The sequence below is a fragment of the Bacillus cereus group sp. Bc031 genome (assembly GCF_027716265.1).
GTDB lineage: Bacteria > Bacillota > Bacilli > Bacillales > Bacillaceae_G > Bacillus_A > Bacillus_A paranthracis.
Genome location: NZ_JAQFUL010000011.1, coordinates 12,478 through 25,097, shown reverse-complemented (window position 1 = coordinate 25,097; position 12,620 = coordinate 12,478). Strand labels below are relative to the sequence as shown.

The following is a 12,620-nucleotide window of genomic DNA, read 5'->3' as shown; positions in this document are numbered from 1 at the left end:
TACGAGAAGTTTCTAAAATTGATAATGAAGGGAGTTGGGCTCCTTGAAAAGAATTTTACGTATGTTGCCTTTTGTCATTATTTGTAGCTTTATTTTTATTATTTTTCCAGAGAAATCTTATGCTTGTGATTGTATTAACGTATCAGCAGAAGAGGCTTTTCAAAAAAACGATGTAGTGTTTGAGGGACAAGTAATTGAGGTTGGAAGGAAAGAAGGAGGTGGAATTGAAGTATTATTTGAAGTGAAGAAAATTTGGAAAGGGACAAATTCTTCGCAAATTATTGTATATACAAATGGTGGTGATTGTGTGTTTCATTTTGTGGAAGGAGGAGAGTACTTAATATATTCTTCTCAAAGAGGATCTGAAAAACAATTACACACAAATAGTTGTAGTGGAACGAAGAGATTAGATGAGGCAGGGGCGGACAAAGTGGCTTTACGTCAAATTGCAAAAGAGTCTGTTCCAACGAAGAAAGTGGATTTAAAAGGGGAGATGGTGAGCGGTTTCAGTTGGTGGCAAGTTGCTATCATTTCCATTTGTCTATTATTAATCATTGTTTTTGTTGTGAGAAGAACGCGCAAAAAATGACGATTAAAGTAAAAATATAAAGATTTTCTTTCGTGTGATATAGGTTGTTAAACCTTGTGAAAGCGAATTACTTATGCTACACTTTATGTAACTTAAAATGAACGGAGGGGCTTCCTTTGATCTTAATCAGATTACGTCTCAATACTTTGTGCCAATAATTGAATAGCGCTCAAAGGCTCTGTCTGTGTACAGAGTGAACGGGATTGGTCTGCCTATTTTAAAGGAACCCTTTATTAAGCTTATATGTGAAAAAGAGGGAGGGACGAATACGCCCTCTTTTTGTTTTGCCTTTATAAATAGAATGGTATCGTATAGGTGAACACTTATAGTGGATACGCATACGATCTTGGGACTTTTTGATTATGAGATAGGATGAAAGCACAACTTTCTTCTATTTCTTTGGTGAACCCTTATCCGTTTACGAAAACACAGGCAGCGACCTGTGTTTTTTATTTTACGTAATCGAAATGGAGGAATAAATATATGGAAGAATTATTACAAAGAGCAGTTTTAGTTGGAGTAAATTTAGGTAATGAGGATGATTTTGCATATTCGATGGAAGAGCTAACGAATCTTGCAGAAGCTTGTGATGTAGAGGTAATTGGACAAGTGACGCAAAATTTGCAACGTGTAAATCCATCCCATTATATTGGAAAAGGAAAGATTGAAGAAGTAGCAGCCTATGTAAATGAAGTAGATGCGAATATGGTCATCTTTAATGACGAATTATCTCCTTCGCAAATTCGAAATTTAGAAGCGGATTTAGATTGTAAAGTAATTGACCGTACCATATTAATTTTAGATATTTTTGCGCAACGTGCGAAAACGAAGGAAGCGCAGCTGCAAGTAGAAGTGGCCCACCTTCAGTATATGATGCCTCGTTTAATTGGTCTTCGTGAATCGTTAGGAAGACAGAGCGGCGGTGTTGGTACGAAAAATAAAGGTGTCGGTGAGAAGAAATTAGAGTTGGATCGTCGTAAAATTGAAGAACAAATTTCAGTTTTAAATAAAGATTTAGAAGCTCTTGTTGCGCAGCGTCAAACGCAGCGAAAACAACGTAAGAAAAATGAAATTCCTGTTGTAGCATTAGTAGGTTATACAAACGCGGGAAAATCAACGACGATGAATGCGATGCTTGAAATTTACAATGGTACAGAAGAAAAACAAGTATTTGAAAAGGATATGTTATTTGCAACGTTAGAAACATCTGTGCGAAATATTGATTTGCCAGATAACAAATCATTCTTATTAACAGATACAGTTGGATTTGTAAGTAAATTACCACATCACCTTGTGAAAGCATTCCGTTCAACGTTAGAAGAAGTAGCGGAAGCAGACCTACTTATTCACGTTGTAGATTACGCAAATCCAAATTATGAACAGTTAATTGATATTACAAATGAAACGTTAAAGAAAATTGGAGTAGAAAATATCCCAACCATTTATGCTTATAACAAATCAGATATGGTAGATGTTGAAATTCCGAAAGTACAAGAAGACCGCGTTTATTTATCAGCGAAGAAACTCGTTGGAATTGAAGAACTTGTCGAAATGATTCGCTCACACATTTATAAAGAGTATACGAAGTGTGAAATGCTAATTCCGTATGATCAAGGACAGGTAGTTTCTTATTTCAATACTCATGCGCACGTTCTATCTACGAGTTATGAAAACGAAGGTACGAAACTAGAAGTAGAATGTAAGACGAGTGATTACGAAAAGTATAAGCGTTTTGCGATTTAATAAAAAAGGCGATTCTAACATATGTTAGGATCGCCTTTTTCTTATTCTGTAATAGAGGCCCACTTATAAGAATAAATTCCTGCAAATGGACGAATAACAACACCTTTTACTGTTGGACGCTCTAAATATACAAGACCTGATTGGAAGATTGGAGCAATGGCTGCATCATCTTCAAGTAAGATTTTCTCAGCATCTTGGAACGCTTTCCAACGTGCTGGTAAGTCAGTTACTAAAGTAGAGCTCGTTTTTTCAATTAATTCGTCGTATTGTTTGTTTGAGTAACTCATCTTATTAAACGGTCCGTCTGTAACGAACATATTTAAAAATGTTGTAGGATCAGGATAATCTGGTCCCCATGTAGAAAGTGAAATGTCATAATCACCATTTCCTTCACGATCTAAAAATGCTTTTACTGGAAGTGGTTGTAATGTGATTTTTAATCCAGGTAAGTTTTTCTCCAGCTCACCTTTTAAAAACTCACTAATTTTTTTATCGTTAGACTCATCTGTTGTTATGATTGAAAGAGAAGCGTTTTGTAAATTTGTTTCTTTTTTCGCAGTTTCCCATAGTGTTTTAGCTTCTTTCACATTTGTTTCTACTTTTACATGACTTGTACTGCGAAAATCTTTATTGTCAGGTCCTTTTACGAATCCTTTTGGAACGAATGCATTCGCAGGTATAGAACCATTGTTTAAAATCGTTGTTGCGATTCCTTGTTTATCAAAAGCAAGCGAAATAGCTTTACGAGCATTTTTGTTTGCTAACAAAGGGTTCTTTTGACTAAATCGGAAAAACGTTACAGAAGGACGTTCCATCTTCTTTAAGCTCGGATCTTTTTGATATTTATCAACAAACTCTGAATTAATCGTAATTCGGTCTACTTGTTTACTTTCAAATAAATTAACAGCTGTTGAAGTATCTTTTACGATATTTACATTAATTTCATTTAATTTCACATTTTTATTATCCCAGTAGTTCGGGTTTTTTGTCATTTTATAACTTGTATCATGTTTCCATTCACTTAATTGGAAAGGTCCGTTATAAACTACATTTGCAGCTTCAAGTCCGTAATTTTTCCCTTGTGCTTCTACAACCTTTTTGTTTTGAGGATAAAATGTTGCAAACCCCATTAAACCTAAAAAGTATGGAACAGGGTGTTCTAACTGTACTTCAAGTGTTTTATCATCAATTGCCTTTACACCAAATGAATCAATTGGTAATTCTTTTTTATTTATTTTTTCAGCGTTTTTAATATCGAACATAATGTGTGCGTATTCAGAAGCAGTTTCTGGATTTACGGCACGTTTCCATGCATATTCAAAATCATGAGCAGTTACTGGATCACCATTTGACCATTTTGAATCGTGTAATGTAAATGTATATGTTTTTCCGTCTTCGCTCAGTTTGTATGATTCAGCTGCTGCAGGAACAGGTTTATTGTCAGGACCAGGCATATATAATCCTTCCATTACGTTGTTTAATGCAGCGTAAGAAAACCCATCGGTTGCGATAGATGAATCAAGTGTAGAAATTTCCCCAGCTTCTACAATGTTTAATACTTGTTTCGAAGATTCTTTTTTCTTCTCTCCGGTAGTTGTTGCCTCTTGTTTTTGACCACATGCTGTTAAAAACATAGATAATGTGATTGAGAGTGCAACGATTCCCTTTGTTTTTTTCTTCATAGTTGTCATCCTTTCCTTCATCTCTGCCTTAGTATAAAAGAAAATATAGAAAATTTCTATAAATAAATCCGATAAAGCATATAGAAAAAATATATTATTTAAAAGGTGATATTTCTGGAAAAAGAAATGAAACCAGTATAGAATAGAAATGTTTCAAAAGTCAGAATTTATTACACCTACTGTAATAAATATATATTTTGTACAGGAAGGAGAAATACACATATGCAGGCAGTTTCGCAAAAAAACAGAGTAGAAACACCGACAATATATCGAATATTATTTGCGATTAGTTTCGGTCATTTTTTAAATGATTCGATGCAAGCAGTTGTGCCCGCGTTGTTTCCTATTTTGGAAAAAACGATGAATTTATCCTATATGCAAGTAGGGTGGATTGCGTTTGCGTTAAATATGACATCATCGATTATGCAACCGGTTTTTGGTATGTATTCGGATAAGAAGCCGTCACCATTTTTATTACCGCTCGGTATGTTTTCGAGTATGCTTGGGATGATTGGACTCGCGTTTGCACCGAACTTTATTATTGTTATTATTTCTGTTTTATTTATCGGATTAGGTTCCGCAGTCTTTCATCCAGAAGGCGCCCGAGTTGCTTATATGGCAGCAGGGACGAAACGAGGTTTAGCGCAAGCGATTTATCAAGTGGGAGGAAATACAGGTAATTCTCTAGCTCCTATTTTTACAGCGTTAATTTTCGTTCCGCTTGGACAAATTGGTTCTTTAGGTTTTACGGCCTTTGCGGCGGTAGGAATTGTATTATTAATTTTCGTATCAAATTGGTATAGGAATGAATTAGCGACTGGCGCTGTGAGGAGAAAAAAGAGGGCTGCGCTTGAGGCGGAAAATGCGATTGTAAGTACACATATTAAATTTGTTATTTTACTTCTTGTTTTTCTTACTTTTGTACGATCTTGGTACGGTGCTGGTATTGGGAACTTTTATCAATTTTACTTAATTGAGCATTACGGTTTATCGATAAAAAATGCTCAGTATTTCGTATTCGCATTTATGATTGCTGGTGTGTTAGGAACCTTCTTTGGTGGTCCATTAGCAGATCGATTTGGAAAGAAAACAATTATTGTATTTTCAATGCTAGGTTCAGCCCCACTTGCACTTTTATTACCCCACGTTTCGCTCGTATGGGTCATACCGCTATTTTTATGTATCGGTTTTATTAGTTCAAGTAGTTTTAGTGTAATTGTTGTATATGCGCAAGAGCTTGTTCCTGGAAAAGTAGGAATGGTATCTGGATTAATTGTAGGGCTTGCGTTTGGACTCGGCGCTTTAGGCTCTGTAGTTCTTGGGAAATTGGCTGACATATATAGTCTACAATTCATTATGTTACTATGTAGTTGTCTACCATTAATTGGACTTACTTCTTGGTTATTACCAAGTGATAAGAAAACGATAGAATAGGGGATGCACTATGAAATTATGTGAAAATGTTACAGAATTAATAGGAGATACACCTGTCGTCCGTTTATCTAAATTTATTCCAGAAGACGCAGCAGATGTGTATGTAAAACTAGAAATGTTTAATCCATCACGCAGTGTGAAAGACCGTGCTGCCTATAATTTATTGCACGTTGCAGAAGAGAATGGTCTTATCAAACCAGGAGATACAATTATTGAGCCAACAAGTGGTAATACAGGAATTGGTTTAGCGATGAACGCGGCTGCGAAAGGATATAAAGCGATTTTAATTATGCCGGACAATATGTCAAAAGAGCGTATAAATTTATTGAAAGCATACGGTGCAGAAGTAGTTTTAACACCGGCAGAACAAAGAATGCCAGGAGCAATTGCGAAGGCGTTAGAATTGCAAGAGAAAATTCCAAATAGTTTTATTCCGCAGCAATTTGAAAATCCAGCAAACCCGAATATTCATCGTTATACAACTGCACTTGAAATTTATGAACAAATGGATGGAAAGCTTGATGCATTCGTAGCAACTGCTGGAACGGGTGGAACTATTACAGGGACTGGAGAAACGTTAAAAGAGAAACTACCAAACTTATATATCGCAGTAGTAGAACCGAAAGGATCTCCCGTACTATCCGGAGGTGTTCCAGGTCCTCATAAACTAGTAGGAACAAGTCCAGGGTTTATCCCGAAAAACTTAAATACGGAAGTGTATAACGAAATTATTCAAATTGCAGACGAAGAGGCTTTAACGACAATGAGAAATTTAGCTAGACAAGAGGGATTATTAGTTGGGCCGTCTTCTGGTGCTTCTGTTTACGCAGCGATTATGATTGCGAAACGATTAGGTGCTGGTAAAAAAGTTTTATGTATTGCACCTGATACAGGTGAGCGTTATTTGAGTATGGGATTATTTGAATGAAAATGATAGAAACCCCTTAATGGTGAAAGAGAGCTATTAAGGGGTTTGTTGTAGGTTATTTAGAGAGGAGAAGCACAATGAAACTATTAAAACCAACATATGAATATAGCAAACAAATTATGGAGTATCGCGATGCGTTTTTACATGCTGATGAACAACCACACGGCAGTAGTTCTTTACAAAATTTTGATTCTCTCGATGAATGGTTTGAAAAAGTGAGTATACAAGAAGCGGGAGAAAACTTACAAGGTAATCGAGTACCGTCTAGCCAATTTTTAAGTTTTGAAAAAGGGGAACTTATAGGTTTTGTAAATATTAGACATCGACTAAACTCAGAATTATTGCGGGAAAGTGGTCATATTGGATATAGTGTCCATCCAAATAAACGTCGCCAAGGTTACGCTACAAAACAACTACAATTTGCATTGGATGAAGCGCAAAAATTAGGATTGCAGAAAGTGTTAATAACTTGTGATAAAGCTAATATCGCTTCGGCTAAAACGATTCAAAAGGTTGGCGGTGTGTTAGAAAATGAAGTAGTTTCTTCTCATACTGGGGAAATTGTACAACGTTATTGGGTAGAAATATGATGTAGTGGAACTTTGAAAAGGGAATAAAATGTGTAATATCGAAATAAATAAAAGAAGTAAGGCTGTAATGCAATTATAGGGGGAAATGAAGTGGGATTAAAAGAGAAAGCAATAGAAATGTCAGAGATTTATAGGAAGAACCCAAAAGTGGAGGCTATTATTTTAGCCGGTTCAGTAGCTAGAAAGCTAGAAGATGAACATTCAGATATAGAACTACATATTTTATGGTCAATGCCACCAGAGAATGAGGATCGTAAAGGGCCTATTAACTATATTGGTGGAACAATTTTGTCATATCATCCTTATGAGGAAGAAGAATGGTCGGAAACGTATTTGACGAAAGAAGGAATTAAATTAGAGATTAGTAACTTTTTAACAGAAACAGTAGAGAAAGTGATTTCGGATGTGGTGGATCAATATGATATAAGTTATGAAAAACAATGTATTGTATCATCCGTGCATGACGGTGTTAGTTTGTATGGAGAAGAGAAAGTACATGCATTAAAAGATAGAGTGGTAGCATATCCAGAAAATCTAGCGAAACGGATGATTTCAGAAAATCTTTGGTTAAGCAATCGCTGGCATAATCGAGAGGCACTTTTAAAACGAAAAGACTGGCTTATGCTATATGATGTTATTTGTGAAGCACAAAGGAATATATTTGGTGTCTTATTTGGTTTGAATAAAATGTATGTACATCACCCGGCGTTTAAATGGATGCCATATAATGTGGAACGAATGATTATTAAGCCTGAAAACTTATATGAGCGTATGGCGAATGCTTTAATAGGAAAACCGGAGTATAGTGTACAGGAGTTAGAAGTGTTAATCGAGGAGCTATTACAGTTAGTAGAACACCATGCTCCGGAATTACATATCGCTGAACAGCAAAAGCGTATTCAATATGCGAAATAAAAAACAAAGAGATGTAACCCTTGTTACAACTCTTTGTTTTTTATTTTACTAATTTCCCCAGTATAGGTAAGCGTTGAATTCTATCACCGAGAATATGTGAAGCAAGTCCACTTGTTAATACGAATAAAAGGTAAACAAGCCCTCCTACAGCGCCACATATAACGACAATGAGAAGTGATTCCATATAAGTTTGTCCAGGAATTAACCATGTTAAAATTGATTTTAATGCCATCACAACAGCAGACATTGCTGCGGAGTAAATTGTAATAAGAAATATTGTTTTTGCTGTCTCACCAATTTTAAATTTCGCAAACTTAACGATGCAGTACAACATAATACTATTGGAAACGAGGTATCCAAGAATGGTTCCAAGTACAGCACCGTGTCCGCCAAATAAATGTAAGAGCGGTGTATTTACTACAACTTTAACGAGAATTCCGGCTGAGAATGCAATCATTGTTTTTCTTTGATAATCGATTCCTTGTAAAATAGCTGCTGAAACTGTGAAAATCGCACTTAATATAGCAGACGGTGCGAATGAAATTAAATATTGTGATCCACCAAGTGCGATTTCAGGATTTACATAAACCATGCGGAATGCATCGTAAGCGATGCTAGCAAGACCAAATGCAGCCGGGATTGTGAAGAATAACAAGACTTGAAATATCTTTGAAATTTGTTCTTGTAATTCTTCTAATTTCCCGCTTGTATAAGATTTCGTTATAGCCGGAATGATCGTTAAGGAGAATCCAGTTGCAAGTGAAGCTGGAATCATAATTAACTTTTGGGCATAGTTCGTTATATAAGCGAAAACTGCATTTGCTATTTCTAACGGCTCTCCCATCGCTCTAAGGACATCAGCTACAGTATATTGATCTACTAACGTGTAGAGTGGAATTGCGATGCCGACAAATACAATTGGGATTGCATATCGAAGTAATTCTATATAAATATTTTTTAATGGGATATGGGATGCTCTTGATTTTAATTCACCTTCGGGAGGTTTTAACCCATTATATTTTTTCCAGTACATCATTAAAATAGAGACGCTTGCAAGTGCTCCGATAACAGCGCCAAACGTAGCAACTGCAACCGAAGAAGCTACGGAACCCCCTAATAATTTTGAGACGATGAAGCTACCAACTAAAATGAAAACAACACGTGCAATTTGTTCCACGACTTGAGAAACAGCACTTGGTTTCATATGTTGAAATCCTTGGAAATAACCACGTGTAACACTCATAGCTGGTACGATAATAAGTGCAAAACTTAATGCTCGCATCGTAAGTGTTACGTCAGCGATAAATTGTGGATCTGGCGTTTTCGAGCGAATAATAAATTGTGATATGTACGGTGCTCCAATAAATAAAATTAAAAATCCTAAAAAGCCCATAAACAACATTAATTTTACACTAGAGTTGTATAATTTTTTGCTTGTACTATAATCACCAAGCGCATTATGCTTTGCAACGAATTTGGAAACGGCAATAGGAATACCCGCTGTTGAAAAGCTTAATAAAATACCGTACCAAGAGTATGCATATCCATATAAAGCGACCCCTTGTGTTCCGACTAATAGTTGAAAAGGGAAGAAGTATATAAAACCTAATATACGTGAAATCATTGTTGCGCCGCTTAATAAAGCAGTTCCTTTTAAAACTTTTGAAGTAGACAAAATCCTTTCCTCCTACTCGTGCTGTCTTACGTTTATCGTATATTACTATAAACCTGTTAGAGTAGTTAATATAGTATGGAACATAAATATTCAAATATTATTCACTTAAAAGTCATATTTTACATTTTCAAATAGAATGTAATACGTAAAAATTCAAAATATAAGTTGACACTATTTTTAATGTGTGATAAAAATGATAGTAATCAATTCGGAAAATAATATTTGGGCAATGAAAGGGTATAGTAGTGAATATCTCCCTATTACAGAGAGCTGATGGTTGGTGTGAATCAGTATATAGATTATTCATGAAGTTCGTCCTGGAGCATCTTTCATAAATCTCACATTATGAGGAAATGAAAGACGGTAGTTTATACCGTTATCAAATAAAGTGGTGAAGATTGTTTCACAACTAGGGTGGTACCGCGATATTTATCGTCCCTACGTATTTACGTAGGGACGTTTTTTATTTAGGTCTTACTTTGTTGTGGCTTCATAACTAGGGTGGTACCGCGATAATTTATCGTCCCTACGTATTTGCGTAGGGACGTTTTTTATTTAGGTCCTAACTTTGGTGTATCTTCATAACTAGGGTGGTACCGCGATATTTTTGTCGTCCCTACGTATTTACGTAGGGGCGTTTTTTATTAGTAGAGAGGAAGTGAACGTATTAGAAAAGAGTGTGGATAGAACAATATAAATACCGAATTGTAAAACAGAAAAAGATAAAGAGAGGAGATTAACAAATGAATTCACAGCAATGGACATCGAAATTAGGTTTCGTATTAGCTGCGGCAGGTTCAGCAATTGGTCTAGGGGCTATTTGGAAGTTCCCGTATATGGCCGGAATTGGAGGGGGCGGCGCGTTCTTCCTTATTTTCATCGGTTTCACATTATTAATTGGTTTACCGCTATTATTAGCTGAATTCGTTATCGGAAGAAGTACACAAAAAGAGGCTGTTGATGCGTATAGAGAAATCGCACCAAAAACATTATGGCCATGGTTAGGGAAATTAGGGATTGTAACTTGTTTCATATTACTTTCTTTCTACAGTGTTGTAGGAGGCTGGATTTTATTATATTTATGGAATGCAATTACAGGTAGACTATGGGAAGGAAATGGCGCATACGAAGCTACGTTTGGTGAAATCATTTCCAATCCGTATTTAGCAGTAGGATCACAGCTATTATTCATCCTTATTACTATTTTTATCGTAAGTAAAGGTGTACAAAATGGTGTTGAAAAAGTAAATAAATATTTCATGCCAGCACTATTCGTTTTATTCTTTGTATTAATCGTTCGTGCACTTACGTTAGATGGTGCAGGAGAAGGGGTTCGTTTCTTCTTACAACCTGATTTCTCACATGTAACATCAGAAGTTATTTTATATGCGATGGGACAATCGTTCTTCTCACTATCAGTCGGAGTAGCAGTAATGGTAACGTATAGCTCATACTTACCGAAAGAGGAAAGTTTACCGCGTTCAGCATTTTCTATCGTAGCTTTAACGCTTGTGATTACATTACTTGCAGGACTTGCAATTTTCCCAGTAGTGTTCGCATTTGGAATGGAACCATCTCAAGGACCGGGACTATTATTTATCGTACTGCCAGCTATTTTTAGTAAAATGGCATTCGGAAAATTCTTCTTCATCGTTTTCTTACTACTATTCTTCTTTGCTACTATTACATCAGCGATTTCGATGTTAGAAATTAGCGTGGCATCTTTAACTGCAAAAGGTAAAGGGAAACGTGAAAAAATGGCTTTAATCGTAGGGTTATTAATCTTCGTTGTAGGAGTACCATCAGCATTGTCATTTGGTATATTAAGCGATCTGAAGATTTTCGGAAAGACAGTCTTTGATTTAGCTGATTATGCAGTTAGTAACGTATTAATGCCACTTGGTGTTTTATTAGTTTCTATCTTTGTTCCTTTAAAAATGAAGAAAGATGTATTAATGAAAGAGCTTGGTGTAAGTAAAAATAAAGGCTATAAATTGTTTGTATTATGGTTATTCTTACTTCGCTTCATCGCACCAATTGCGATTATTATCGTATTCTTAAATGTACTTGGCATTATTTAAACAAAAAGGTAGCGTATCATTGTATGATACGCTACCTTTCTTACTTTGTTCTTTTTTGTAGTTCGTTTACTGTTACGAACTGATAGCCCTTCTTAGATAAAGAGTCTAAAATACCTTCAATGGTCTGTAAACTTTCATTAGACTCATCATACATAGAGTGCAGTAAAATGATAGAACCGGGTTTTACATTTTTATTAACATATTCAATTTTATCAGCAGCAGATTTATAAAAAGTATCAGGTTCAAGGTCCCAGGTGATTGTTTCGATATTGTTTTTATTTAAATAATAGGGCAGACCAATTAGCTTTTTCCCGTTAGGTGGTCTAAAATCAATTGCGCCTGTAAATCCTGTTTGGCGGATTAATGCATTCGTTTTTTCTATTTCTTCTTTAATAAAAGAAGGTGTTTTAAAAACCATTCTGTTATGAGAATATGTATGGTTTCCAACTTGGTGTCCAGATTGTACGATAGATTTTCCTAACGATAGGTTTTTCTCTAATTCATTTCCAATTAAAAAGAAAGTAGCTTTTGCATTGTATGTATCTAGTAGCGGTAATATTTGTTTTACATTGTTAGTAGGGCCATCATCAAAAGTTAAAGCAATCACCTTTTCATTTGTTTCTACTCGATTTGTTAAATCTCCAAATAATTGAAAGCTTCTTGCATTCATCAATTTGTATGTTCCGAATAATGCTACAGTAGTAATGAATATTGTAACGATTGTAATGATTTTTTTCTTCTTCATAACGCAACCTCACTATAGTTTTTGATTGGACTAAAAAGTATTATATCAAACTAAGTAATTTCATGCTTTAAAAAGGATGTGGATGCAAGGGGAAGGAATTTATCATATAATGTAATGAAAAAGGTATATTAGGAGGTGTTTACATGGCGATTATAATTCAATTGCCAGACACTGCAGCGTCTCATGCAAAGCCAAGTATGGAAATGGCGATACTTTGCGTGAGGTAGACAAGTAATAT

Annotated in this window: 10 protein-coding genes and 1 other annotated feature; of the genes, 7 read left to right on the top strand and 3 right to left on the bottom strand. The window is 35.5% G+C overall.

The window, feature by feature from the left end; all coding sequences use genetic code 11:
• The first annotated feature begins 43 nt into the window (after positions 1 to 43).
• Both PDQ33_RS06655 and hflX read left to right on the top strand, forming a co-directional pair.
• Positions 44 to 589 (top strand): hypothetical protein, encoded by a 546-nt coding sequence (locus PDQ33_RS06655; RefSeq protein WP_000821911.1) that lies wholly within the window; start codon positions 44 to 46, stop codon positions 587 to 589.
• A gap of 483 nt (positions 590 to 1,072) precedes the next feature.
• Positions 1,073 to 2,332, top strand: a complete 1,260-nt coding sequence (hflX, locus tag PDQ33_RS06650) for a GTPase HflX (RefSeq protein ID WP_270755153.1) — start codon at positions 1,073 to 1,075, stop codon at positions 2,330 to 2,332.
• Positions 2,333 to 2,373: 41 nt separating this feature from the next.
• Here hflX and PDQ33_RS06645 read toward each other — a convergent pair whose 3' ends face one another.
• Complete coding sequence (locus PDQ33_RS06645) at positions 2,374 to 4,014, bottom strand: peptide ABC transporter substrate-binding protein (RefSeq protein ID WP_061131125.1); 1,641 nt, start codon at positions 4,012 to 4,014, stop codon at positions 2,374 to 2,376.
• Between the two features lie 222 nt (positions 4,015 to 4,236).
• Here PDQ33_RS06645 and PDQ33_RS06640 point away from each other — a divergent pair, with 222 nt between their 5' ends.
• The 4 genes from PDQ33_RS06640 to PDQ33_RS06625 all read left to right on the top strand — a co-directional run bounded on the left by PDQ33_RS06640 (position 4,237) and on the right by PDQ33_RS06625 (position 7,881).
• Positions 4,237 to 5,448 carry an MFS transporter gene (locus PDQ33_RS06640; protein WP_001149408.1) on the top strand — a complete coding sequence of 404 codons (1,212 nt, stop codon included), beginning with the start codon at positions 4,237 to 4,239 and terminating at the stop codon, positions 5,446 to 5,448.
• A gap of 10 nt (positions 5,449 to 5,458) precedes the next feature.
• Entirely contained in the window at positions 5,459 to 6,376 is a 918-nt protein-coding gene (gene cysK / locus PDQ33_RS06635; RefSeq protein WP_000762262.1) for a cysteine synthase A, read from the top strand.
• A 77-nt stretch (positions 6,377 to 6,453) separates the two neighbouring features.
• Positions 6,454 to 6,966: a GNAT family N-acetyltransferase gene (locus PDQ33_RS06630; protein ID WP_000771318.1), complete on the top strand. Its 513-nt coding sequence runs from the start codon at positions 6,454 to 6,456 to the stop codon at positions 6,964 to 6,966.
• Between the two features lie 90 nt (positions 6,967 to 7,056).
• Positions 7,057 to 7,881 carry a DUF4037 domain-containing protein gene (locus tag PDQ33_RS06625; protein ID WP_000523167.1) on the top strand — a complete coding sequence of 275 codons (825 nt, stop codon included), beginning with the start codon at positions 7,057 to 7,059 and terminating at the stop codon, positions 7,879 to 7,881.
• A 40-nt stretch (positions 7,882 to 7,921) separates the two neighbouring features.
• On the opposite strand, the gene PDQ33_RS06620 is transcribed toward PDQ33_RS06625, so the two are convergent.
• The gene (locus PDQ33_RS06620; RefSeq protein ID WP_061131126.1) at positions 7,922 to 9,556 is read right to left on the bottom strand and encodes a putative polysaccharide biosynthesis protein; all 1,635 of its coding nucleotides are present in this window, start codon (positions 9,554 to 9,556) and stop codon (positions 7,922 to 7,924) included.
• Between the two features lie 220 nt (positions 9,557 to 9,776).
• Positions 9,777 to 9,999 (top strand) — a binding site (T-box leader).
• 300 nt (positions 10,000 to 10,299) lie between these two features.
• Between PDQ33_RS06620 and PDQ33_RS06615 the strand changes: the two genes are divergently transcribed.
• On the top strand, positions 10,300 to 11,637 hold the full coding sequence (locus PDQ33_RS06615; RefSeq protein WP_001088182.1) for a sodium-dependent transporter: 1,338 nt from the start codon (positions 10,300 to 10,302) through the stop codon (positions 11,635 to 11,637).
• Positions 11,638 to 11,677: 40 nt separating this feature from the next.
• Here PDQ33_RS06615 and PDQ33_RS06610 read toward each other — a convergent pair whose 3' ends face one another.
• Complete coding sequence (locus PDQ33_RS06610) at positions 11,678 to 12,382, bottom strand: polysaccharide deacetylase family protein (protein ID WP_000727403.1); 705 nt, start codon at positions 12,380 to 12,382, stop codon at positions 11,678 to 11,680.
• Between the last annotated feature and the right edge of the window lie 238 nt (positions 12,383 to 12,620).

Excerpts from the sequence above, each read along its gene's own strand:
- hflX (WP_270755153.1), top strand. The coding sequence starts at position 1,073 with ATGGAAGAATTATTACAAAGAGCAGTTTTAGTTGGAGTAAATTTAGGT.
- PDQ33_RS06645 (WP_061131125.1), bottom strand. The coding sequence starts at position 4,014 with ATGAAGAAAAAAACAAAGGGAATCGTTGCACTCTCAATCACATTATCT.
- PDQ33_RS06640 (WP_001149408.1), top strand. The coding sequence starts at position 4,237 with ATGCAGGCAGTTTCGCAAAAAAACAGAGTAGAAACACCGACAATATAT.
- cysK (WP_000762262.1), top strand. The coding sequence starts at position 5,459 with ATGAAATTATGTGAAAATGTTACAGAATTAATAGGAGATACACCTGTC.
- PDQ33_RS06630 (WP_000771318.1), top strand. The coding sequence starts at position 6,454 with ATGAAACTATTAAAACCAACATATGAATATAGCAAACAAATTATGGAG.
- PDQ33_RS06615 (WP_001088182.1), top strand. The coding sequence starts at position 10,300 with ATGAATTCACAGCAATGGACATCGAAATTAGGTTTCGTATTAGCTGCG.
- PDQ33_RS06610 (WP_000727403.1), bottom strand. The coding sequence starts at position 12,382 with ATGAAGAAGAAAAAAATCATTACAATCGTTACAATATTCATTACTACT.